21 protein-coding genes and 2 pseudogenes are annotated in these 21,862 nt (G+C 63.6%); 13 read left to right on the top strand and 10 right to left on the bottom strand.

Going from position 1 to position 21,862, the window contains the following annotated elements:
- Positions 1–11: 11 nt before the first annotated feature.
- The gene (locus AC0V8S_RS30545) at positions 12–1,448 is read right to left on the bottom strand and encodes an MFS transporter (protein ID WP_475435190.1); all 1,437 of its coding nucleotides are present in this window, start codon (positions 1,446–1,448) and stop codon (positions 12–14) included.
- A 103-nt stretch (positions 1,449–1,551) separates the two neighbouring features.
- Here AC0V8S_RS30545 and AC0V8S_RS30540 point away from each other — a divergent pair, with 103 nt between their 5' ends.
- The 5 genes from AC0V8S_RS30540 (at position 1,552) to AC0V8S_RS30520 (ending at position 6,095) form a co-directional block, all read left to right on the top strand.
- The gene (locus AC0V8S_RS30540) at positions 1,552–2,157 is read left to right on the top strand and encodes a TetR/AcrR family transcriptional regulator (RefSeq protein ID WP_475435188.1); all 606 of its coding nucleotides are present in this window, start codon (positions 1,552–1,554) and stop codon (positions 2,155–2,157) included.
- Positions 2,158–2,241: 84 nt separating this feature from the next.
- Positions 2,242–2,910, top strand: a complete 669-nt coding sequence (locus AC0V8S_RS30535; RefSeq protein ID WP_475435186.1) for a GntR family transcriptional regulator — start codon at positions 2,242–2,244, stop codon at positions 2,908–2,910.
- Positions 2,911–3,102: 192 nt separating this feature from the next.
- Positions 3,103–3,696 carry a biotin transporter BioY gene (locus AC0V8S_RS30530; RefSeq protein ID WP_183457365.1) on the top strand — a complete coding sequence of 198 codons (594 nt, stop codon included), beginning with the start codon at positions 3,103–3,105 and terminating at the stop codon, positions 3,694–3,696.
- Complete coding sequence (locus tag AC0V8S_RS30525; protein WP_183457367.1) at positions 3,693–4,142, top strand: DUF1284 domain-containing protein; 450 nt, start codon at positions 3,693–3,695, stop codon at positions 4,140–4,142. Before AC0V8S_RS30530 ends, AC0V8S_RS30525 begins: the two co-directional genes overlap by 4 nt.
- Positions 4,143–4,319: 177 nt before the next feature.
- On the top strand, positions 4,320–6,095 hold the full coding sequence (locus AC0V8S_RS30520; RefSeq protein WP_183457369.1) for a tetratricopeptide repeat protein: 1,776 nt from the start codon (positions 4,320–4,322) through the stop codon (positions 6,093–6,095).
- A gap of 67 nt (positions 6,096–6,162) precedes the next feature.
- On the opposite strand, the gene AC0V8S_RS30515 is transcribed toward AC0V8S_RS30520, so the two are convergent.
- A complete protein-coding gene (locus AC0V8S_RS30515) occupies positions 6,163–6,624 on the bottom strand; it encodes an N-acetyltransferase family protein (RefSeq protein ID WP_475435183.1) in 462 nt (153 codons plus the stop codon).
- Positions 6,625–6,900: 276 nt separating this feature from the next.
- Between AC0V8S_RS30515 and AC0V8S_RS30510 the strand changes: the two genes are divergently transcribed.
- Positions 6,901–7,821 (top strand): glycine--tRNA ligase subunit alpha, encoded by a 921-nt coding sequence (locus tag AC0V8S_RS30510; RefSeq protein WP_183465198.1) that lies wholly within the window; start codon positions 6,901–6,903, stop codon positions 7,819–7,821.
- On the opposite strand, the gene AC0V8S_RS30505 is transcribed toward AC0V8S_RS30510, so the two are convergent.
- Entirely contained in the window at positions 7,818–7,997 is a 180-nt protein-coding gene (locus AC0V8S_RS30505; protein WP_475435181.1) for a hypothetical protein, read from the bottom strand. The genes AC0V8S_RS30510 and AC0V8S_RS30505 overlap by 4 nt on opposite strands.
- Before the next feature lie 195 nt (positions 7,998–8,192).
- Between AC0V8S_RS30505 and glyS the strand changes: the two genes are divergently transcribed.
- Complete coding sequence (glyS, locus tag AC0V8S_RS30500) at positions 8,193–10,349, top strand: glycine--tRNA ligase subunit beta (protein ID WP_475435180.1); 2,157 nt, start codon at positions 8,193–8,195, stop codon at positions 10,347–10,349.
- A 190-nt stretch (positions 10,350–10,539) separates the two neighbouring features.
- Positions 10,540–10,866, top strand: coding sequence for an ATPase (locus AC0V8S_RS30495; RefSeq protein ID WP_475435178.1), 327 nt, complete (start codon positions 10,540–10,542; stop codon positions 10,864–10,866).
- Between the two features lie 82 nt (positions 10,867–10,948).
- On the opposite strand, the gene AC0V8S_RS30490 is transcribed toward AC0V8S_RS30495, so the two are convergent.
- Positions 10,949–11,338, bottom strand: coding sequence for a hypothetical protein (locus AC0V8S_RS30490; RefSeq protein WP_475435176.1), 390 nt, complete (start codon positions 11,336–11,338; stop codon positions 10,949–10,951).
- A 179-nt stretch (positions 11,339–11,517) separates the two neighbouring features.
- Positions 11,518–11,952 (bottom strand): hypothetical protein, encoded by a 435-nt coding sequence (locus AC0V8S_RS30485; RefSeq protein ID WP_475435174.1) that lies wholly within the window; start codon positions 11,950–11,952, stop codon positions 11,518–11,520.
- Positions 11,953–12,129: 177 nt separating this feature from the next.
- Here AC0V8S_RS30485 and AC0V8S_RS30480 point away from each other — a divergent pair, with 177 nt between their 5' ends.
- The 3 genes and pseudogenes from AC0V8S_RS30480 (at position 12,130) to AC0V8S_RS30470 (ending at position 15,294) form a co-directional block, all read left to right on the top strand.
- Positions 12,130–13,104, top strand: coding sequence for an L-threonylcarbamoyladenylate synthase (locus AC0V8S_RS30480; RefSeq protein ID WP_475435172.1), 975 nt, complete (start codon positions 12,130–12,132; stop codon positions 13,102–13,104).
- Positions 13,105–13,113: 9 nt separating this feature from the next.
- Positions 13,114–14,544 (top strand): FAD-binding oxidoreductase, encoded by a 1,431-nt coding sequence (locus AC0V8S_RS30475; RefSeq protein ID WP_475435170.1) that lies wholly within the window; start codon positions 13,114–13,116, stop codon positions 14,542–14,544.
- A 184-nt stretch (positions 14,545–14,728) separates the two neighbouring features.
- Positions 14,729–15,294, top strand: a pseudogene (locus AC0V8S_RS30470) (DUF6101 family protein).
- Positions 15,295–15,555: 261 nt separating this feature from the next.
- On the opposite strand, the gene ubiA reads toward AC0V8S_RS30470, so the two are convergent.
- Together ubiA and AC0V8S_RS30460 are read right to left on the bottom strand one after the other, a co-directional pair.
- Complete coding sequence (ubiA, locus tag AC0V8S_RS30465) at positions 15,556–16,539, bottom strand: 4-hydroxybenzoate octaprenyltransferase (protein WP_183465199.1); 984 nt, start codon at positions 16,537–16,539, stop codon at positions 15,556–15,558.
- A 68-nt stretch (positions 16,540–16,607) separates the two neighbouring features.
- Positions 16,608–17,519 (bottom strand): LysR family transcriptional regulator, encoded by a 912-nt coding sequence (locus tag AC0V8S_RS30460; RefSeq protein WP_475435168.1) that lies wholly within the window; start codon positions 17,517–17,519, stop codon positions 16,608–16,610.
- Positions 17,520–17,609: 90 nt separating this feature from the next.
- On the opposite strand from AC0V8S_RS30460, the gene AC0V8S_RS30455 reads away from it, so the two are divergent.
- Together AC0V8S_RS30455 and purD are read left to right on the top strand one after the other, a co-directional pair.
- Positions 17,610–18,431, top strand: a complete 822-nt coding sequence (locus AC0V8S_RS30455; RefSeq protein WP_475435166.1) for a phytanoyl-CoA dioxygenase family protein — start codon at positions 17,610–17,612, stop codon at positions 18,429–18,431.
- 307 nt (positions 18,432–18,738) lie between these two features.
- A complete protein-coding gene (gene purD / locus AC0V8S_RS30450) occupies positions 18,739–20,016 on the top strand; it encodes a phosphoribosylamine--glycine ligase (protein ID WP_475435164.1) in 1,278 nt (425 codons plus the stop codon).
- Between the two features lie 16 nt (positions 20,017–20,032).
- Here the strand turns inward: purD and AC0V8S_RS30445 are convergent, their stop codons facing one another.
- The 3 genes and pseudogenes from AC0V8S_RS30445 to AC0V8S_RS30435 form a co-directional block, all read right to left on the bottom strand.
- On the bottom strand, positions 20,033–21,145 hold the full coding sequence (locus AC0V8S_RS30445; RefSeq protein WP_475438727.1) for a glycoside hydrolase family 25 protein: 1,113 nt from the start codon (positions 21,143–21,145) through the stop codon (positions 20,033–20,035).
- A 165-nt stretch (positions 21,146–21,310) separates the two neighbouring features.
- Positions 21,311–21,517: a type II toxin -antitoxin system TacA 1-like antitoxin gene (locus AC0V8S_RS30440; protein ID WP_475435162.1), complete on the bottom strand. Its 207-nt coding sequence runs from the start codon at positions 21,515–21,517 to the stop codon at positions 21,311–21,313.
- A gap of 4 nt (positions 21,518–21,521) precedes the next feature.
- Positions 21,522–21,758 (bottom strand): annotated as a pseudogene (locus tag AC0V8S_RS30435) (hypothetical protein).
- Positions 21,759–21,862: the final 104 nt, after the last annotated feature.

The following is a 21,862-nucleotide window of genomic DNA, read 5'->3' as shown; positions in this document are numbered from 1 at the left end:
TTCGGCGTCGGCTACTTTGCTTTCCCCGGCAGGACCATCGCGGCCAGCAGACTGATCAGGATACCTGCCGCCGCGAGCCAGAAGGCAAGCTCAATGCCGTCGGCGATCGCGCTCTTCAGCGCATCGCCCGTCAGCCCCGCGATATGGCTGTTGGCGACCGCGATCAAAGTCGCCATCCCTATCGCGTTGCCGATGTTGAGCGTCGTGCAGGCCATGCCCGACGCAACGCCCTGTTCGTCATGAGCGACGCCCGAAGCGGCCGCGATCCACATCGCGGTCCAGACGATGCCCTGGCCGACACCCGAGATGATCAGGCCGGGAACGAGGGCGGCATAGCTGCTCTCGGCCGACGCGCCAAGGACCATCAAGGCCGTGCCGGCCGCTCCGATCAACATGCCGCCGACCAGGGTCGAGCGTGTCGAAAAGCGTGTCGCCAGACGTTCGCCGAGCTGCGTGCCGGTGGCGATGGCGATCGATGGCACCAGGAACGCCAGGCCAGTCTGCAGGGCAGTGAAACCATGCACGGTCTGCAACAGCACGGTGAGGAAATAGGGCAAGGCCCCGAACGTCCCCATGTAGAGGAAGGTGATCGTCATGCCGGCGACCAGGCTGCGGTTGTGGAACAGGCGCAGCGGCATCAGCGGGTCGGCGCTCCGTGCCTCGATCACGGTGAAGACGACTAGGAACAACGCCGCAAGCAGGGCGCTGGCGAGGATTGTCGGCGACGTCCAGCCATAGTCCGGTCCCTGAACCAGCGTGAAGACCAGCAGCGTGGCGCCCGCAGTGACGGTGAGCGCGCCGGGCAGGTCGAAATTGCGATGCGCCTGCCGCTTCGGATCACGCGGGATGATGGCAAAGGCGGCGGCGATGGCGACGCCGGCCAGCACCACATTGACATAGAACACGGCCGGCCAACCAAAGGCGCTGGTCAAAAACCCTCCCGCCAGGGAGCCGAGGGTCAGGCCGCTTGCCCCGGCGCCACCCCAGACCGCGAGCGCCCGGTTGCGCTCCGGCCCTTCGGCGAACAGGCGATTGATCAGCGACAATGTCGCCGGAAACAGGAAGGCAGCGCCAATGCCTTGCACGGCGCGCGCCGCGATGATGACTCCGGGCGACCAGGCGAGGCCGCCAAGCAGCGATGAGAGCGCATAGAGCCAGAGCGCGAAGATGAAGACGCGGCGCTGGCCGACAAGATCGGCGGCGCGGCCGCCAAAAAGCAGGAAGCCGCCGGTGAAGACGGTGTAGGCGCTCACCACCCATTGCAATGTCTGGCCGGAAAAGCCGAGGCCCGAGCCGATTTCCGGCAGCGCCACGAAGACGATGTTGAGGTCGAGCGCGATGATGAGCTGGGCGAAGGCGAGCAACGCCAGCGTGGCGCCGCGCCCGCTGCCGGCCGCCGCTTGAGTCGGCGCGACATCGAGCGCCGCGTCTTGATTGAGTGAACTCATGTCAGTCTCCGGTCTACGATTCTTTATCGATTGACAAAGAATTGGAATTTGCAATCCGGAGTCAAGCGGATTATTTGTTGATCGATAAAAAATGGAGTTGGCGATGGCGGGCAGGCCGAGGGAGTTCGATCGTGATGAGGCGCTTGAGAAGGCGCAGGATGCCTTCTGGACACGCGGTTACGAAGGCACCTCGATGGCCGACCTCGTCTCGGTACTCGGCATCGCCTCGGCGCGCATCTACGCGGCCTTTGGGTCGAAGGAGGATCTGTTTCGGGAAGCGGTCGGCCTCTATGAGGCCCATGAAGGCGGATTTGCCGCGCGGGCGCTGGCGGAAGAGCCGACCGCCCGGCGTGCCATCGAGCGAATGCTGCGTGAGGCCGTCGAAACCTACACAAAGCCGGGACGGCCGCAGGGCTGCATGGTGGTATCGGCCGCCACCAACTGCGCCGTCGAGAATGACCGTGTGCAGGAGTGGCTGGCACAGCACCGCCGGGCGCGCACCGTATCGATCGTCGAGCGGCTGAACGAGGCTGTTCGGGACGGCGAACTGAAACCGGGTACGGATGCCGAGGCGCTGGGCGATTACTACGCCACGCTCATGCACGGACTTTCGGTACAGGCGCGTGACGGCGTACCAAACAAGCGCCTGCACGATCTCGTCACTGTTGCCATGCAGGCGTTGGACTCAAGGTTGGCAGGGCGCCTCTGAATGCCGGCATCGTTTCGCCAGGCAGTTGTGGAAGCCGGTCTCGCCGTCTCGACAAGCGGCCCTTCCGCAAATTATCTATAAAACATGGCAAAGGGCACGGACGACACCATCGCGGTGCGCATCAGCAAGGTGCTGGCGGACCGCATCATCTCGGGCGCGATCGAGCCTGGCGCCCGGTTGCGCCAGGATCATGTCGCCGAGGAGTTCCACACCAGCCACGTTCCGGTGCGCGAGGCGTTCCGCCGGCTGGAAGCGCAAGGCCTTGCCGTCAGCGAGCCGCGCCGCGGCGTGCGCGTCGCGGCTTTCGATCTCGGCGAAGTCAAGGAAGTGGCTGAAATGCGGGCAGCCCTCGAAGTGCTGGCGCTGCGTCACGCCGCGCCGCATCTGACGTCAGCCATTCTTGATCTTGCCGAGGAAGCCACCAAGGCCGGCGACAAGTCCCGCGACGTCAGGTCTTGGGAGGAAGCCAACCGCGCGTTTCACCGGCTGATCCTGGCGCCATGCGCCATGCCGCGCCTGCTCGCCACCATCGACGATCTGCATGCGGCCAGCGCCCGCTTCCTGTTCGCGGCATGGCGCTCGGAGTGGGAGATACGCACCGACCAGGACCACCGGGCGATCCTGACCGCCTTGCGACAAGGAAACACCGAATCGGCCGCCGCGACGCTGGGCCGGCATGTCCAATGGATTGGCCGCAAGCCAGTCCGGACGGCTTCCGGAACGACGCGCGAAGCCTTCGCGATCGTGGGTTGATGCACGTCGCCCAAAAGTGGCCCACCGGTTTTGGGAGAACGACATGCATAAAGTAATGATCGGAAGCGCGTCGCGACGCAGGTCAGACGGTCTTTGTCGTGGGAAGGCTTGCTATCACAGCGAAAATGTGGATTCGATAATAGATCGAAAACCAAAATTATCTATAATTTCAAATCGAGCGAAGGAATCCTCATGACAGACATCGCATTCACGTCCAGTAAGCCGTCCTTCAGCCCGCTCCGGCTCCAGGATCGCTCGCTCGCCTGGCAGGTCGGAGCCGTCGTGCTCGGCACGCTGTTCCTGGCGCTGTCGTCCTACATTGAAGTGCCGATGGTGCCTGTCCCCGTGACCATGCAGACCTTCGCCGTGACGCTCATTGGCGCGCTCTATGGCTGGCGGCTTGGCGCGGTCACCATCGCGGCGTGGCTTGTCGAAGGTGCTGCCGGCTTTCCGGTGTTGGCCGGCGGCGCTGCCGGCGTGGCGCATTTCGTCGGCCCGACCGGCGGCTATCTCTTCGCCTTCCCGGTCACCGGCGCGCTGGTCGGCTGGCTGGCCGAACGCGGCTGGAACGGCAACAGGGTGCTGCTTGCCTTCGCCGCCATGCTGCTCGGCAATCTAGCCTGTCTGGTGCTCGGCACGGCGTGGCTTGCCGTCATGATCGGCACTGAGAAGGCCATCACCTTCGGCTTCCTGCCGTTCATCGTCGGCGGATTGCTCAAGTCGGCGCTTGGAGCCGCGACGCTGATGGCGCTTCGCGGCGGCAAGGCGAAGCCGGCCAATTCGTGACGATCAGGCTGCGCGCCCACCACCTCCTTTGCCTGCTCACCTATGTGGGCAAGGGATACAGCCCCGCTTTCACCGCCAATTACGACGCGGTCGCGGAGCGCCTGAGGCGGGGCGAGGACATCCTCCTCGTTTCCGGCCCGGACGACATCTGCGCGCCTTTGCTCGATGAGCCGGAACCGCATTGTCTCAACGAGAGCGTCATCGAACGGGACCGGCTTGCCGCACGCGATGTCGGGGATCTGCTGGCCCGGCCAATCCAGGCGGGTGTGCGCCTCGATCTCGACGCGGCAATCCTGGCGCGGATGCGACAGGTGTTTTCTGCCGGTGGCGTGCGCAAGGCTTGCGACGGCTGCGAATGGAACGAGCTGTGCAGCGCGATAGCGTCTGGCGGCTTCGCCGATACGAAGGTGCAGCGATCCGTCGCGCCGGGAGAGCGTGGACCTTGACGCGGGCCTTTCCGCAGTCGAAAATCCCCTTCAGCCATGGTTTGTTAATCGGCTGACCCGATTGTGAATTTCAGGCGGATTGAAGCGCGACCCCAAAAAGGCCATGCTTTGCCCGGAAAGATCGAGTCTACGTCGATCCCGCTGACGCGGAGATGGCGCCTGGCTGAAAGGGATACGATGCAGCAAGGACGTGCGCGCTGGCTGACAAGGCTGGCAATTGTGACGGGCATGGCGATTTCGGCTTTGCCGGCCTATGCCAAGCAATCCACCGAACCGGTCAAAATTTCGTCGTTCTCGGGCGCCTATCTGGCCGCCCGGATCGCCGAAGGCGACAACGACCTCGACAGCGCCATCGCCTACTACAAGCAGGCCCTGGCCTTCGATCCGGGTGACACCGGGCTGCAGCAGAGCCTGATGCTGTCGCTGATCGCGCAAGGCCGCTTTGACGAATCCCTGGTCTATGCCGACAAGCTCAAGGAGGTGCCCGATGTCGAGCGCTTCTCACGCCTGGCGCTGGCCGTCGATTCCTTCCACAAGAAGGATTTCACCAAGGCGCAATACTGGCTCAAGCTGTCGCTGGAATCCGATCTCGACCGGTTGATCTCCGGCGTCATGTCCGGTTGGGCGCAGCAAGGTGCCGGTGAAGCCACGGATGCGATGGCTTCCATCGACAAGCTGCAGGGGCCGGACTGGTTCGGCCTGTTCAAAGCCTTCCACCGCGCCCTGATCGCCGATGCATCCGGCATGCCCGAAAAGGCCGAGGCGATCTACGCCGCAACGCTGCAGGACACGACCGCCGGCGGCGCCGCGCCCGAAACCTGGATGCGCAATGCACAGGCCTATGCCTCGTTCCTGTCCCGCAAGGGCGACAAGGCCAAGGCGATCTCGGTGCTCGACCAGGCCGAGGCGTTTTCGCCGGGCAAGCTGGAAATCGTCGCCTTGCGCGACAGGATTGCCAAGGGCGACAAGATCGCGCCCTTCGTTTCCGGCCCGTCCGACGGCGCTTCCGAAATCCTGCTCGATCTCGCCACCGCGCTCAACCGTGGCGGCGGCGAGCCGTTTGTCCGCCTTTACCTGCAATATGCGCTCGCCCTGAGGCCTGACAGCGACGCGGCCCTCGTGCAGCTCGCCGCCGTCGCCGAACAGTTGAAGGACGGCGAGGGGGCCATCGCGCTCTATCGGCGGATCCCCGATTCGTCGCCGCTGAAGGAGCTTTCGGACCTGCAGCTTGGCCTCAACCTTGCCGATCTCGACCGCCATGACGAGGCGATCACCCATCTGAAGGCCTTCGTCGACGCGCATCCCAACGACATGCGCGCCTATCTGGCGCTTGGCGGGGTCTATTCCTCGAAGGATGATTTCCGCTCGGCCGCCAATCTCTACGACAAGGCCGTGGAGGTGCTGAAGACGCCGACCGCGGCCAATTGGAACATCTTCTACCAGCGCGGCATCGCCTATGAGCGGCTGAAGGAATGGCCGAAGGCCGAGCCGAATTTCCGCAGGGCGCTGGAACTGCAGCCCGACCAACCGCAGGTGCTGAACTATCTCGGCTATTCCTGGGTCGACATGAACACCAACCTGAAGGAAGGCCTGGCGATGATCCAGAAGGCCGTCGATCTCAGGCCGAGCGACGGTTACATCGTCGATTCGCTGGGTTGGGCCTATTTCCGCCTTGGCAGGTTCGACGACGCGGTGCGCGAGATGGAACGCGCCGTATCGCTGAAGCCGGAAGATCCGGTTCTCAACGACCATCTCGGCGATGCCTACTGGCGCGTCGGCCGCAAGCTGGAAGCCACCTTCCAGTGGAATCAGGCCCGCGACCTGAAGCCCGATCCCGATGTGCTGGCCACCTTGCAGCAGAAGCTGATGAAGGGCCTGCCGCCGATTGAGTCCAACACGGCGCAGGAGACCCCCAAGGTCAAGCCCGAGCCGGTGCCCGCCCCGAAGGGGTGAAGTAGGCTTTTTGAATGCGAATGGGGCTCCTTCGGAGCCCCGTTTTCGTTTGGAGCGGCGCGAAGTTTCAGAAAAGCTTCCGATAGACGACGAAGCCGGAGCGTTCGCCGATCTTGTCATAGAGCTTCATCGCGGTTTGGTTGGTTTCGTGCGTCAGCCAGTACACCCGGCCGGAACCGGCTGCCTGGGCGCGCTCGTAGACGCCTTCGATCAGTGCCCGGCCGATGCCATTGCCGCGCGAGGCCTGCGTGGTGAACAGGTCCTGCAAGTAACAGTTCGGCGCGATCGCCGTCGTGCTGCGGTGAAAGAGATAGTGCACGAGGCCGAGGAGCTGTCCCTCGCTTTCGGCCACCAGGGCATGGACCGGCTCATAGGCATCGAAGAAGCGCGACCACGTCATCGCGGTGATCTCGCTCGCCAGCGCCGTCTCGCCCGAGCGGCCGTAGAACGCGTTGTAGCCGTCCCACAGCGGCAGCCATTGCTCGTAATCCTGCCGGGAGACGGGACGGATGGCGATCGGGCTGGGCATGGCGGAACCTATCGTTGCCAGGGATGATGCATCGAACTGATCGCAGGCTCGGGCGGCAAGCAATGGGCCAGGCACTTGCAAAGCACTCCACATGGATCAGCACGATGGCAGCGAACCGTGCGCCTTGCTTGACGCTTCGCCGCCGTGTCTCTAGGACGTGCCGGCAAGAGCATGATCCCGAAAAGTGGGTACCGGTTTTCGGAAAAGATCATGCTCGAGGACAGGCTCTAGCCTTTGCTGTCGAGGCCACCCGTGACGATTGAAATCCCCGCCCATATGCACCCCAGCCGCTCGTTCCAGGGGCTGATCCTGACCTTGCACAATTACTGGGCGGCCTATGGCTGCGTCATCCTCCAACCTTACGACATGGAGGTCGGCGCCGGCACGTTTCATCCGGCAACGACGCTGCGCGCGCTCGGGCCTCGGCGCTGGGACGCCGCCTATGTCCAGCCCTCGCGCCGCCCCAAGGATGGCCGCTATGGCGAGAACCCGAACCGGCTGCAGCATTATTACCAGTACCAGGTGATCCTGAAGCCGAACCCGCCGAACCTGCAGGAGCTTTATCTCGGCTCGCTGGCGGCGATCGGCGTCGACCCGCTACTGCACGATATCCGCTTTGTCGAGGACGATTGGGAAAGCCCGACGCTCGGCGCCTGGGGGCTTGGCTGGGAATGCTGGTGCGACGGCATGGAAGTGTCGCAGTTCACCTATTTCCAGCAGGTCTGCGGCATCGAATGCGCGCCGGTGGCGGGTGAGTTGACCTATGGGCTGGAGCGGCTGGCCATGTATGTGCAGGGCGTTGACAATGTCTACGACCTCAACTTCAACGGCCGTGAGGGCGCTGACAAGGTGACCTATGGCGACGTCTTCCTGCAGGCCGAGCAGGAATATTCGCGCCACAATTTCGAATACGCCAACACGGCGATGCTGCTCAGGCATTTCGAGGATGCCGAGGCCGAGTGCAAGGCGCTGCTCGATGCCGGCGCGCCGGCATCGAACGACAATCTGCCGATGCACAAGATGGTCTTCCCGGCCTATGATCAGTGCATCAAGGCCAGCCATGTCTTCAACCTGCTCGACGCCCGCGGCGTGATCTCGGTCACCGAGCGGCAAAGCTATATCCTGCGGGTGCGTAATCTGGCGAAGGCCTGCGGCGAGGCGTTTTTGAAGACACAGGCTGGCGGATTGGCGGCCTAGCCAACTGTTTTCGCGAGTGTGGTGACTGTGCTGACCGGCGGCGCGCTCTGACCGCTGGCACCGTCGATAGTCCGCATTGCCTGCCGTACGCCCGGCATCGAGAAGGCGCCGTGGACCTGCGCGGTGAAACAGGCGCTGAGCGCGAGGATCTGAAGAAGTCTGGATGCCGTTTTCATGGTCGTTCAGCCAAGTGTTCCCTGCCTGAGCGTGGGTCGCTTCAGCGCTGCGTTTGGTTCATGGAAATCTCTGATCCAAGGACGGGCCGGATCGTCTCGACCCGACAGAGCGGCCAAAATTTCTGGAAAGGGTGACAGCGGCCAGCCGAGTTGCTATGCCCCGCCCGGACCACTCTCCCGCACGAGCTGACCCCAATGCCTGACTTGCTTCTAGAACTTCGCTCCGAGGAAATCCCCGCGCGCATGCAGCGCAAGGCGGCGGGCGATCTCAAGAAGATGCTGACCGACGGTCTGGTCGAGGCGGGTCTGACCTATGAGGCGGCGCGCGAGTACTGGACGCCGCGGCGCCTGACACTCGACATCAGGGGGCTGACCGCACGCTCGAAGGATATCCGTGAAGAGATCAAGGGGCCGTCGACATCAGCCCCCGAGCAGGCAGTCCAGGGTTTCCTTCGCAAGGCAGGCCTGTCTTCGGTCGCCGAGGCGCATGTCCATTCCGACCCGAAGAAGGGCGACTTCTATGTCGCCCATATTTCGAAGCCGGGCAGGGCGGCCGAAGAGATCATCGCTGGACTGGTGCCTGATATCATCCGCAATTTCCCCTGGCCGAAATCGATGCGCTGGGGGCCGGCCTCGGCCAAGCCGGGCTCGCTGCGCTGGGTGCGGCCGCTGCAATCCATCCTGTGCACCTTCGGCCCGGAGACCGAGGAGCCTGTCGTGGTCGATTTCGAGATCGACGGCATCCGCTCCGGCAACATCACCTACGGCCACCGTTTCCTCGCGCCCGGCGAAATCAGCGTGCGCCGCTTCGACGATTATGTGAGCAAGCTGGAGGCTGCCAAGGTCGTGCTCGACGCCGACCGGCGCAAGGAGATCATCCTTGCCGACGCGCGCAACCTCGCCTTTGCCAACGGGCTCGACCTCGTCGAGGACGAAGGCTTGCTGGAGGAAGTGTCCGGGCTGGTCGAATGGCCCGTCGTGCTGATGGGCGAGTTCGAGCAGGATTTCCTCGCCATTCCGGCCGAAGTGATCCGGCTGACCATCCGCGCCAACCAGAAGTGCTTTGTCACGCGCCCGCAAGGCGAAAGCGAGGCGCTGTCAAACCGCTTCATCCTCACCGCCAACATCGAAGCCAAGGACGGCGGCAAGGAGATCGCGCACGGCAACGGCAAGGTGGTGCGCGCGCGCCTCTCCGACGCGCTCTATTTCTGGACGACCGACCAGGGCGATCTGCCTGATCTCGACCAGCTCGAAGCATCGGCTGAGAAGTTCGGCCTCGATCTGAAAAAGCCGCTCGACCAGCGCATGGCCCGGCTCGACCATCTCAATGTGACGTTCCATGCCAAGCTCGGCACACAAGGCGAGCGGGTGGAGCGGATTCAGCGACTGGCGGAGGAATTGGCGCCGATCGTCGGCGCCGATCCTACGCTGGCGCGCCGCGCCGCTGTTCTCGCCAAGGCCGATCTGCAGACCGAAGTGGTTGGCGAGTTTCCGGAATTGCAGGGCGCCATGGGCCGCAAATACGCGCTGCTGCAGGGCGAACACCCATCGGTGGCCGCGGCCATCGAGGAGCATTATAAGCCGCAAGGCCCGTCCGATTATGTGCCGAGCGATCCCGTTTCGGTCGCCGTCGCGCTCGCCGACAAGCTGGATACGCTGGTCGGCTTCTGGGCCATCGATGAAAAGCCGACGGGATCAAAGGACCCGTATGCGTTGCGTCGCGCAGCGCTGGGTGTGGTGAGAATCCTGGTTGAAGACCGAATTCAATTGCAGCTGTCTTCGCTCTTCGCGAGCGCCGGCGCGCGTTATGCAGGCAGTGGTGCGGACCAGATACGAGACCTCCTTGCCTTCTTCCACGATCGCCTCAAAGTCTATCTCCGTGACCAGGGCGCCCGTCACGATCTCATCGACGCCGTCATCACGCCGCAGTCCGACGACCTCCTGCAGATCGTCCGCCGCGTCGAAGCGCTGGGCTCCTTCCTCGATACCGAGGACGGCAGGAACCTGCTTGCCGGCACCAAGCGTGCGGCCAACATCCTGGCTGCGGAAGAGAAGAAGAAAACGGCGGTCGCCGAAACCGTTGAGCCGGCTTTGTTCAAGGAGAATGCCGAGAAGGCGCTGTTTGTGGCGGTGAATCAGGCCGAGAAGCAAGCCGGCGAAGCGATTCAAAACGAAGACTTTTCCGCCGCCATGCTGGCGCTTAGCGCATTGCGCGAACCCGTTGATTCATTCTTTGAAGGTGTTCTCGTGAATGATGAAGACCTGGCGGTGCGAGCCAACCGTCTGGCGCTTCTCACGCGCATTCGCGCGGCCACAGGTCAGGTCGCGGATTTCTCGAAAATCGCCGGTTAAGAAGGCCGGCTGAAGACCCTATCGGTGAAAAACAGGCGCCGGTTTTTCGAGCCAGATCACGCTCGAATAGGGCAGGGCAAAGGCCCAGGAAAAATATCTGCGAGCCGACCATTCGAGCCGGCTTACAGTCATATGACGATGATCTCTCCGTGGCAAAAGGGACATGTTCCCCAACCCAACGGAGGCTTCCATGAATTCCGATCACGAAATCGAAGTGACTGAAGAAACCTCGGCCGCCGCCGAGGCGCTTGAAACCGCTTCCGAAACCGATCACGACGCCGCTGCCGCGGTCGAAGCCGCCGATCACTCTGACGACGAGGACGGCGACGAAGAAGAAGGCGACGACGAAGACGGCGAAGAGTCTGACGAAGACGCCGAAGCCGCCACGGCCTCGGGTGACGACGAAGATGAGGACGAAGATGACGCCGTGAAGGCCGAGGGCGACGATGCCGAAGGCGAAGAAGAATCCGAAGACGGCGAGTCCGAAGAAGACGACGACAAGGAAGAAGCGGCCTGAGATTTCAATCCGGTTCTGTCGAGAAGAAGGGGCGGCGCATCAGCGCCGCCCTTTTTGTCCATCGTCCCGGATGCTGACTTTGTCAGTCCTCCAGGATGCTGACGCGCACGCTGTTTTCGTAGACATCGACCTGGATCAGCGGTTCGCCATTGACGATGGCGCGCTTGGTCGAGGAACTCATCGCGCCGGGACGCTCAAGCATGCGCTGCAGGTCGGCGCGCGCGTCGTTGGTCGTGAACCACTCATCGCCCTGGTCGTCTCTGTCGCGGCGATGGAATTTGTGCCAGTTGGCGCGGTCCTGCCGCACCATCTGCGCGGCGCTGTCCAGCGCATAGCCGTCGCTCGCCTGATGATCCCTATCGGAAATGCGCGCGACATAGGATCCCAGCATGTCATCGGCTTGCGCCGCACTGGCGCCCAGCAGCGATGCCAGCAGAAGCCCGGCCACGGTAACGGTCTTGGATAGTCTCATGATCAACCCCCTTTGAAACGACGAAGCTCGTCTGCCAGAGCCGCCCCTTTGCCTGAATCACTTGGCCAAATTCAGGCGGCGGCGTCCAGCGAGATGTGCCGCACGACCCCGCGCGGCAATGGTGCGCCGAGCGCCGTCAAGCTGTCAACAATCTGGCCGGTCCGGCCGTTTGCCGGCCGCTACTTGACCTTGCCGACCCCGGAAGCGGGCATGGTCGATGCGGCCGGTTTCTTCTGCGTGTTCGATGCCGGAGCGGCCGAGGCGGTCGCCTTGGCTGGAGTGGGGGCAGGGGTGGTGGCCGCGGCTGGTGCCTTGCCTTGCACCGGTGTCGAGAAGTCGCCGCCGACGACGCCGCCGCGAATGATCATCGGGCCTGGCATGAAACCGTGCCGTGCCTCGGGCGCGTTGGGGATCGCCGCCACCTTCTCATAGGTGACATCGGGCTCGCCGAGCGCAACGACGGACACCACATCGCTTGCCTTCGTGTCGCCCGCCTTCAGGGTCAGGATGGAGGGCGTCGTGGCCGGCGCCCCGGGAAAGACCAGGGACGAGGCCTGAGCTTCGCCGCTCAACGCCGCCAGGGTGATGATACCCAGCAGGATACGCACAGACACGATGACCACTCCCCTTCGCCCAAGCCCGAATGGTAGTCGACCGGAATTGATGCCGGCTTTCGCGGAAACGTAGCATTTTAGGGATTGATAAATCGCCAAGGCGCTCGGTTGCCGAACAGCCGGCTTGCCCAACAGCCGCCATCGTACTACGCAGCCGGCATCTGCGAGGTGACGAGAGTGGCTGAGATACTTGCCGCCGGCGAGGCGTTGGAGCGGGCACTGGCGCTGCTCGAAAGCGGCGATGTCGTCGCCATCCCGACGGAGACTGTCTATGGGCTTGCCGGCGACGCCACCAACGGCATCGGCGTGGCGCGCATCTTCGAAGCCAAGGGTCGGCCGCGCTTCAATCCGCTGATCGCGCATGTCGCCGACATGGCGATGGCCGAGCGCATCGCTGTGTTCGATCCGCTGTCAAGGAAACTGGCACAGGCGTTCTGGCCTGGTCCGCTGACGCTGGTGCTGCCGCAGCGGCCTGGCAACGGCATCCATCCGCTGGTCACGGCCGGGCTCGACACGATCGCCTTGCGCATGCCGAGGGGCTTTGGCGGCGACCTCATCGCAAAACTCGGCCGGCCGCTTGCCGCACCCAGCGCCAATTCCTCCGGCAAGATCAGCGCGACGACGGCGCAAGCGGTGGCGGCCGATCTCGGCGCGCGCATCAAGCTGGTGGTCGATGGCGGCGCGACGCCCGTCGGGCTGGAATCGACCATCGTCAAGGCCGAAGGGGGAAGGTTGCGCCTGCTCCGGCCTGGCGGCATCGCCGCCGGAGAGATCGAGGCGGCCATCGGCATGGAACTGTTGCGTGGCGGAGGGGCGGGCATCGAGGCGCCCGGCATGCTTGCCTCGCACTATGCACCAGGTGCCGCGATGCGCCTGAATGCCGGAGCGGTTGGCAAGGACGAAGCCCTGCTTGGCTTTGGCGGCCAGCGGGCTGAAGGCTGGCGTCATGCAGCAGCCTTCCTCAATTTGTCCGTATCAGGCGATCTGCGCGAAGCGGCGAGCAATCTTTTCGCCTATATGCAGGAACTCGACCGCAGTGGTGCGCGCACCATCGCGGTGGAGAATATTCCTTTCGACGGTCTCGGCGAGGCCATCAACGACCGGCTCGCGCGCGCCGCCGCACCCCGTGACAACGCTGAGCCCACACCGTAGTTTTCCCGCATGACCGAAATTTCAGCAAAACTTGACCCCGCTCTCATCGATCGCTTCGCGGCGATTGTCGGCGACAAATACGCGCTGCGCGACGAACAGGACATCGCGCCCTACCTCATCGAGCGGCGCGGGCTCTGGCATGGCGTGACATCGCTGGTGCTGCGGCCGGGCAGCGTTGACGAGGTCAGCCGCATCATGCGCCTGGCGACCGAGACGGGAACGCCGATCGTGCCGCAAAGCGGCAACACCGGTCTGGTCGGCGCCCAGGTGCCGGACAAATCCGGCCGCGAGATCATCCTGTCGCTGTCGCGGCTGAACCGCATCCGCGAGATCGATGTCCTGTCGAATACGGTGACGGTCGAGGCCGGGGTCATCCTGCAGACGCTGCAGGAGGCGGCCGATGCCGCCGACCGGCTGTTTCCGCTGTCGCTCGCCGCGCAAGGCTCCTGCCAGATCGGCGGCAACCTCTCCTCCAATGCCGGCGGCACCGGCGTGCTGGCCTATGGCAACGCCCGCGAACTCTGCCTCGGCGTAGAAGTGGTGCTGCCGACGGGCGAGGTGTTCGACGATCTGCGCAAGCTGAAGAAGGACAACACCGGCTACGATCTGAAGAACCTGTTCGTCGGCGCCGAAGGCACGCTCGGCATCATCACCGCCGCTGTCTTGAAGCTTTTCCCGAGGCCGAAGGGCAGGGAGGTCGCCTTTGCCGGCATGTCGTCGCCCAAGGCGGCGCTGTCGCTCTTTACCTTGGCGATGGACCGGGCCGGCGCCTCGCTCACCGCTTTCGAGCTGATCGGCAAAAGGCCTTACGACTTCACGCTGAAGCATGGCCAAGGCATCACGCGGCCGCTGGCCGATGATTGGCCTTGGTATGTGCTGATGCAGGTCTCTTCAGGACGTTCCGAGGAAGACGGCAGGGCGCTGATCGAGGAGATCCTGGCCGAAGCGCTCGAGCAAGGCATCATCGGCGACGCAGTGGTCTCGGCAAGCCTTGCCCAGGGCGATGCCTTCTGGAATTTCCGCGAGACGCTGCCAGAGTGCCAGAAGCCCGAGGGCGCTTCGATCAAGCACGACATCTCGGTGCCGACAGCCGCGATCCCGGAGTTCATCGACAAGGCGGCCGGCGTGGTGGAAGGGGTCTGCCCCGGCGCGCGCGTGGTCTGCTTCGGCCACATGGGCGACGGCAATCTGCATTACAACATCTCGCGCCCCGTGGACTGGCAGGATGAGGCGTTCCTCGACCTCTACCATCCCATGAACCATGCCGTGCACGATGTCGTGCGCTCCTTCCACGGTTCGATCTCGGCCGAGCACGGCATCGGCCAGTTGAAGCGCGACGAACTGATCGCCACGGCGCCGCCGATGGCCATCGATCTGATGCGCCGGGTGAAAGCCGCCTTCGATCCAGCCGGCATCATGAATCCCGGTAAGGTTATCTGATCCTTTCAACATCTAGTGGTCGGTGGCATTCCGATAACCATCCCCGAGATCAGCAAAATTTAACCGACTTTCTTAAGCGCGGCGGTAAGGAGCCCACGCTACTGTTTCCCCATAACGAGGCCGGGAAAACTGGCCCGGAGAGAACCGGACACCGGCTCTCAGGAGACAGACAGGAAGGCACTCTATGAACACCGGACTGAAGCCAGTCTGGGCGGGACGCAACATGCGCCTCGACCCATTCCGACTGCCCCAGATGGTCAGCTACGCCACGCGCGACGACTATGGCGACGTGACGTTCACCATCGACCAGCGTGGCGCCGTGATCCGCCGCATGCTCGAGATGAGCGGCGTGCCGGCGATCATCGCTCTCCCGGCCAATGCGTTCCGCGGTGTTGCCGCCCGCGCCATGGAGGATCCGGAAGGCAATGTCACGGTGACCCTGGAACTCCTGCACAACGATCCGATGCTGTCGGTGCCGCTTTTGGTGGCCGACGATCTCGACGATGTCGCCGCCGACTGGCGCGCCTGGGCCGATGCCTACCGCCTGCCGATGCTGCTGATCGAATCGGACGGTGTTGCCCGCACCCTGGAAGAATCGCCGGTGCCGCCATCAAGACGCTGCCGCCGCAGGATCGCCGTAAGGGCCGCGTTTCGCACACGCGCCGCCCGCGCTTCCTCGCCCGCCGCAGGGCCGGCAACCTCGGTCTCAGGCTGGTCATCGACGGCCAGGAGATCATTTCAAGAGACTAGCTAGCGTCCTTCTCCCCGTTTACGGGAGTTGAGGAGCGGTCCGCAAAGCGGACGAAAAGCCAACTGCTTGGCTTTTCGAGTGACGAACGCCCGGCAGGGCGATGAGGGGCGGCGCTGACCTAAGTGTTCGGCCATCACTTAAGACTTAATTGAGTGTGCGCTGGTCCGCCGCTGAACCTCTCGCCTAGCCTCCAAGGTCGGCGCTGCCCCTCATCCGGCTGCCGCCACCTTCTCCCCGTATAGTGACGGGGAGAAGGAAGACTACACCAGCGGTTTCAGCGCCACCCACAATGCGCCGCCGATCAGGCCGAGGAAGATCAGCCAGCCGACCTGGTTGTTCGACCGGAACAGCCGCAGGCATTGGTCCGGATCGTTGATATCCAGAACCGCGATCTGCCGGGCCATATGGGCGCCGGCGGCAATCAATCCGGCGAGCGCCACCACCGGCGCCTGCGCCGAGGCGAAGGCGATGGCGAAGCAGATCAGCGTGCCGCCGTAAAGCCCGACCAGCCATGACTTGGTGTTGTCGCCGAACAGCCGTGCCGTCGAGCGCACTCCGACAATGGCGTCGTCTTCCTTGTCCTGATGCGCATAGATCGTGTCGTAGCCGATCACCCACAGGATCGAGCCGATATAGAGCATGATGGCGGGGCCATCGAGATCGCCGAACTCGACCGCCCATCCCATCAGCGCGCCCCAGGAAAAGGCAAGGCCGAGAAACAATTGCGGCCAGTTGGTTATCCGCTTCATGAATGGATAGATGGCGACGATCGCCAGCGAGCAGATGCCGAGCAGGATGGCGAAGCTGTTGAACTGCAGGAGCACGGCAAGGCCGACCAGGGCTTGCAGCACAAGGAACAGCCAGGCCCGCCGGCGCGTGGTCTGGCCCGACGGCAGCGGACGCGAGCGGGTGCGCTCGACCTGGTTGTCGATGTTCTCGTCGACGATGTCGTTGTAGGTGCAGCCGGCGCCGCGCATGGCGATGGCGCCGACCAGGAACAGCACGAGATACAATGGTGCCGGCAGCAGCGAGAGCAGCGGGTCGCCGGGGCGCGGATAGGCGCTCGCGGCGAGCGCCGCCGACCACCAGCATGGCCACAAGAGCAACTGCCAGCCTATCGGCCTGTCCCACCGCGCAAGCTGCGCATAGGGCCAAATCGCGCGCGGCAGCACGCGGTAGACCCAATGGCCGTTCGGTGCATCGGCGACACGGCCCTGGGCCACTTTCGACTGGATAGGTTCCATATCCATGGAGTGGCAGCAGCCGCGGAAACCGTCAAGCGGCAAGCGGATGCGGGGCTGCCGCCAACCCGTCAGGCGGTGAAGATGTCGCGCGTGGAAAACCAGTCTTTCGCCGTCTCGACGAATGCCAGCGCTGCATTCGACACGCGCTGATGCGTGTCATAGGTGAGGATGATCCGCTGCATCGGCAGCGGATCCGACAACGGCTTGCAGATCAGCGGCAGTCCGTCATAGCTGCGGTCGCCGTGCGGCCGGGTGTAGCTGACCGCGACACCAAAACCGTTCGCCACCATGCTGCGCTGGAGTTCGAACGAACTCGTCGCCCTATCGGCCACCGGTGAGAGACCGCGGCCGCGGAACAGGTCGAGCATGTGCTGCCAGCTCTGCGGCTGGTCCGTCGTGATCAGCGGATAGGCGGCCAGATCGGCCAGGCTGACCTCAAGGCGGTCCGCCAGCTTATGGCCTGCCGGCAACAGCGCATGCGGCCGCAGCTCGTGCAGCAGGATGCGGGCGAAATGCGACGGCAGGCCGAGATCGTAACTCAGGCCGAGATCGATGGCGGCGTCCGCCAGACGCCGCCCGAGCGTCTCGAACGTTTCATCGCGAACGATCACCGCGACGCTTGGATGGCGCTCGGAGAAGGCGCGGATGAGACCCGGTGCGAAGTAGGGCGCCAAATCCTCGAAACATCCAAGCACCAGCTCGCCGCCGACAACTGAACTGCCTGAACTCAGGCTCATCAGTTCATCCGCCTCGGTAAGAACCTGTTTTGCCTTGGCCACGACGATACGGCCGAACGAGGTCAGCGAAACACCGCTTCCGCGCTGGCGCACGAACAGTTTTTGGCCGAAATCCTTTTCGATGGCGTCGATCGCCACCGAAATCGACGGCTGCGAGATGTTCAGAGTTCTGGCCGCACCGGTGACGCTGCCGTGGCGGGCGACGGCGACCAGGTAGCGCAGTTGTGTCAGGGTGAGGCTCATAGTCAAAATCTATGTGTCGGATGAGAAGTTATTATTTTACTGAATGAATGCGGGTTGCGATAGTCGTCCCGATCCTGAAAGGAGGACACCATGGCTTCCCAGACTGCTACCCGCGCCATCGACACTGACCTGATCGATGCGCAAACTATTGCCGACTACCAGCGTGACGGCGCGGTTTGCATCCGTGGCGCCTTCAAGGGCTGGGTCGATACGATTGCCGCGGGCATCGAGCGCAACATGCAGAACCGCAGCACCACCGCGTCCGACATCGCCAATGGCCGCGGCAGTTTCTTCGACGATTACTGCAATTGGGAGCGCATTCCCGAATTCGTCGAGGTGGTGCGGAAATCGCCGGCCGCGCAAATCGCGGCGGCGGTGATGCAGTCGCGCACCGCGCAGTTCTTCCACGATCACGTGCTGGTCAAGGAACCCGGCACGCAGAAGCCGACGCCCTGGCATCAGGACATCCCCTATTACTTCGTCGATGGCCAGCAGACGGTGAGCTTCTGGATTCCCATCGACCCGGTGAAGGAGGCGACGCTGCGGCTGATCGCCGGCTCGCACAAATGGGACAAGATGATCCTGCCGGTGCGCTGGCTCGACGACAGCAATTTTTATGCCGGCGAGGGCGACTATCTGCCGGTGCCCGATCCCGATAACGATCCGTCGTTGAAGGTGCTCGAATGGGAGATGGAGCCGGGCGACGCCATCCTGTTCGACTTCCGCACAGCGCACGGCGCGCGCGGCAACCTGACCGCGGCACGGCGCCGGGCGCTGTCACTGCGCTGGGTGGGCGACGATGCCCACTATCTCGAGCGGCCGGGCCGCACCTCGCCGCCCTATCATGGCCACGGCATGCGGCCGGGCCAGAAATTGCGCGAGGACTGGTTCCCGGTGGTCTTTCCCGCCTAAATCGAATTGCCAGAAAATCGGCGGCGATGGTCGCCGCCGATTTTCGGCTGGGATAACGTTCCCGTGCGCAATTTCGATCAAAACACCCTGATGCCTTGACCCGTCGCCCGGAGAGCAATAGCGGGTGCTGCAAGAGACTGTTTCGAAATTCGCTCTGGCGAGTCATATGGTGGTGGTTTCGAGAACCGTAGCGCAGCGGACATTTGGTCCGTGAGCTCAGTTCTACTGCGACGCAGTAGAACGCGGAAGCGCAGAAAACGCCATCAGATGGCCGCCAGAGCAGAATCTTCGGCATCAAGAGGTGGCCATGAACGTTCTTCTTCTAGGCTCCGGCGGCCGCGAACATGCGCTTGCCTGGAAGATCGCGGCATCTCCCGTGCTGACCAAACTCTACGCGGCCCCCGGCAATCCGGGCATTGGCGCTGAGGCTGAGCTGGTTAAGCTGGATATTACCGATCACGCTACTGTTGCCGCCTTCTGCCGGGAGAAGAAAGTCGACCTCGTCGTCGTCGGTCCGGAAGGGCCGCTGGTCGCCGGCATTGCCGACGATCTGCGCGCCGAAAACATCCGCGTCTTCGGCCCTTCCAAGGCCGCCGCGCGGTTGGAAGGCTCTAAGGGGTTCACCAAGGATCTCTGCGCTCGATACAACATCCCCACTGCCGCCTATGGTCGTTTCAGCGATCTGGCCTCGGCCAAAGCCTATGTCGAAAAGACGGGTGCACCGATCGTCATCAAGGCCGACGGGCTCGCCGCCGGCAAGGGTGTCACCGTCGCCATGACGCTGGACGAGGCGCGGGCAGCACTCGATGCCTGTTTCGAGGGCTCCTTCGGCACTGCCGGAGCGGAAGTGGTGGTCGAGGAATTCATGACCGGCGAGGAGGCGAGCTTCTTCTGCCTCTGCGACGGCACCACCGCGTTGCCCTTCGGCACGGCACAGGACCACAAACGCGTCGGCGATGGCGACACCGGCCCCAACACCGGCGGCATGGGCGCCTATTCGCCGGCGGCGGTGATGACGCCGGAAATGGTCGAGCGCACCATGCGCGAGATCATCGAGCCGACCATGCGCGGCATGTCAGAGCTTGGCGCACCCTTTGCCGGCATTCTGTTCGCCGGGCTGATGATCACCGACAAGGGGCCGAAACTGATCGAATACAACACCCGCTTCGGCGATCCGGAATGCCAGGTGCTGATGATGCGGCTGAAGGACGATCTGCTGGTCCTGCTCAACGCCGCCGTCGACGGTCAACTGGCGCACACGTCCATACGCTGGCGCGACGAGGCGGCGCTCACCGTGGTGATGGCCGCACGGGGCTATCCCGGCACGCCGGAAAAAGGTTCTGTCATCCGCGGCGTCGAGGATGCGACGGGCGACGGCGTCCAGATCTTCCACGCCGGCACCGCCATCAATGGCGGCGCGCTGGTCGCCAATGGCGGCCGCGTCCTCAATGTCACCGCGACCGGCGCCACGGTCGGCGAGGCGCAGAAGCGGGCTTATGCCGCGCTCGACCGGATCGACTGGCCGGACGGATTCTGCCGCCGTGACATCGGCTGGCAGGCTGTGGCGCGCGAGCGGGCGAGCTGAGATTTCGGAGCGGCGTTTACGGCTGACCGCGATCGATTTCGGTCGAGCCGGTGCTGACGGGGTCGGCAGCGGCAAAGGCGGCGTCCAACTGCTCGGGCGAGCGTTGCCCGGTCCGCTTCCAGGCGACATATTGCACGATGCCGAAGCCCGGCCGTCGTGGCACCGTCTTCACCACAGGCATGCGGAACCCGTCGCGGAATTTGGACCAGCGCGAGCCGAGCACGGCGACCATTTCCTCGACGGTCGGTGGCGTTGCCACATCGGCATAGATGAGAGTGGCCTTGCCGGCGAGCGCTGCTTCGCGCGACAGCGGCACCGGTACGCTGGCAAGATAGTCGGACGGCACATCGATCAGCCCGCCAAAGGGCCATTGCTGGCGCAGTGTGGCGGCATCTGCCGGCGCGACGTTAACGTCGATATCGTTAGGCGTGCCGGCAACCCTGTAGGGGCAACGGAAACGGCCGCAATTGGCCTGCGCCGAGAATTGCCAAAGTGCGTAGCTCCGCCAGTTGCCCATCGGAAAATGCACGTCGATGTCAGGCTTGTAGCGTGCGTACCAAAGCGGTAGCCGCGACAAGAGCCGGTATTTGTAGCGGTTGTCGGCGATGTACTGGGCGGTCTTGCCGTTGGTGTAGAGCACCGGGAAGCGGCCGACGCGCCGATGCACCTGGCGCACGAACTCCTCGGCATCGTCGAGCGACATCCATTGCGAGGGATCGATGCCTTCGATATCGAGCACCATGAGATCGTCCGGCGCGGGATCAGCGAAATCGAGAAAATTGTTGGCCTGCTCGACCGGATTGCCGGGGCGGGCAAGATGATAGGCGCCCCATTTCATGCCGAGCGCCTTGGCAACGACCCGGCGCGTCTGAAACAGTTCGCGCGTCACCGCATGGCGCTTCCACAGCGCCTTGCAGAGCTTCACGTCAGTGTCGCTGCCGAAACAGAAATAGGGCGGCGGCATGCCGTCGGAGGCCTTGTTGATGAAGGCAACGATGCGCTTGTCGGTGGCGAGTTGCGCCCAGTCGATGGAATTGTACTCGTAGGCGTCGATGACCAGCGCGCGGTCGGCACTCTTCCACGGCTCGGAAAAGTCCGAGGCCTTTGCCGCCGATATCAGCGCCATCATCGCCGCGAGAGCGATCGCTGAGCGGCGAAGAAGATGCGCCGGCGTTTTCAAACAAGGGGTCCCCGTTGATCAAACACCGATGGTGAACCGGTATGGTTAAGGAAATGCTTCGGCCTGGGAGCCACGGTTGAGCAGTATTTAGCGGATCGACAATGAGGGCGCGAGCTACCGGGACTCAACGACAAGCCGTTTGTAAGCGTCCACGGCTTTGCGTAGCGCCTCATTCGGTTCCGGCGGGTTCATGATCATTTCCACCAAGGCGACCTGATCTTCGATCGAAAGGCGGATGACGGCGGCCTCAATGGAGGGTTGCACTGCGTCGGTATGGGCAATGTCGGCCTGTTCGTTTGGCATCATGATACCTTTGGTCAAGCGCTCACCGCCGGTTGAACGGCTGAAAATCAAACGGGTCGGGCGCGGGCTCCTGCTGCAGCGTGCCTTCGGCGGCGCGCTTGCGGTGGTGGGCAAGCGAGCATTACGGCGAGCACAATATGCCACGATCCGACCAGTAGGCCGCACCGTGTTCCAACTGGCCGCCATGATACCAGAACCCCGTTGCGCGATAGGGCAAGCCGCATTCGATGCAGCGATAGGCGTCGGGTCTGGCGAGCATGGGCTGGTTCCGGTCGGCTGGTTCTGGTCTGTCGCCGGTCGACTTGATGCGGCGTTTGTCAAATTTAATACAGGCCGGCGCGATTGCAAAATCCACGTGACAAA

The sequence above is a fragment of the Mesorhizobium oxytropidicola genome, from assembly GCF_056174625.1.
This window is presented reverse-complemented; position numbering and strand designations above follow the sequence as displayed.

Bases quoted from the DNA above. Each gene is read 5' to 3' on its own strand.
- AC0V8S_RS30510 (WP_183465198.1), top strand. From the start codon at position 6,901: ATGCACCCCAGCCGCTCGTTCCAGGGGCTGATCCTGACCTTGCACAAT.
- purD (WP_475435164.1), top strand. From the start codon at position 18,739: ATGAACGTTCTTCTTCTAGGCTCCGGCGGCCGCGAACATGCGCTTGCC.
- AC0V8S_RS30460 (WP_475435168.1), bottom strand. From the start codon at position 17,519: ATGAGCCTCACCCTGACACAACTGCGCTACCTGGTCGCCGTCGCCCGC.
- AC0V8S_RS30535 (WP_475435186.1), top strand. From the start codon at position 2,242: ATGGCAAAGGGCACGGACGACACCATCGCGGTGCGCATCAGCAAGGTG.
- ubiA (WP_183465199.1), bottom strand. From the start codon at position 16,539: ATGGAACCTATCCAGTCGAAAGTGGCCCAGGGCCGTGTCGCCGATGCA.
- AC0V8S_RS30545 (WP_475435190.1), bottom strand. From the start codon at position 1,448: ATGAGTTCACTCAATCAAGACGCGGCGCTCGATGTCGCGCCGACTCAA.
- AC0V8S_RS30520 (WP_183457369.1), top strand. From the start codon at position 4,320: ATGCAGCAAGGACGTGCGCGCTGGCTGACAAGGCTGGCAATTGTGACG.
- AC0V8S_RS30540 (WP_475435188.1), top strand. From the start codon at position 1,552: ATGGCGGGCAGGCCGAGGGAGTTCGATCGTGATGAGGCGCTTGAGAAG.
- AC0V8S_RS30445 (WP_475438727.1), bottom strand. From the start codon at position 21,145: ATGATGGCGCTGATATCGGCGGCAAAGGCCTCGGACTTTTCCGAGCCG.
- AC0V8S_RS30505 (WP_475435181.1), bottom strand. From the start codon at position 7,997: ATGAAAACGGCATCCAGACTTCTTCAGATCCTCGCGCTCAGCGCCTGT.
- AC0V8S_RS30455 (WP_475435166.1), top strand. From the start codon at position 17,610: ATGGCTTCCCAGACTGCTACCCGCGCCATCGACACTGACCTGATCGAT.
- glyS (WP_475435180.1), top strand. From the start codon at position 8,193: ATGCCTGACTTGCTTCTAGAACTTCGCTCCGAGGAAATCCCCGCGCGC.
- AC0V8S_RS30530 (WP_183457365.1), top strand. From the start codon at position 3,103: ATGACAGACATCGCATTCACGTCCAGTAAGCCGTCCTTCAGCCCGCTC.
- AC0V8S_RS30490 (WP_475435176.1), bottom strand. From the start codon at position 11,338: ATGAGACTATCCAAGACCGTTACCGTGGCCGGGCTTCTGCTGGCATCG.
- AC0V8S_RS30475 (WP_475435170.1), top strand. From the start codon at position 13,114: ATGACCGAAATTTCAGCAAAACTTGACCCCGCTCTCATCGATCGCTTC.
- AC0V8S_RS30515 (WP_475435183.1), bottom strand. From the start codon at position 6,624: ATGCCCAGCCCGATCGCCATCCGTCCCGTCTCCCGGCAGGATTACGAG.
- AC0V8S_RS30495 (WP_475435178.1), top strand. From the start codon at position 10,540: ATGAATTCCGATCACGAAATCGAAGTGACTGAAGAAACCTCGGCCGCC.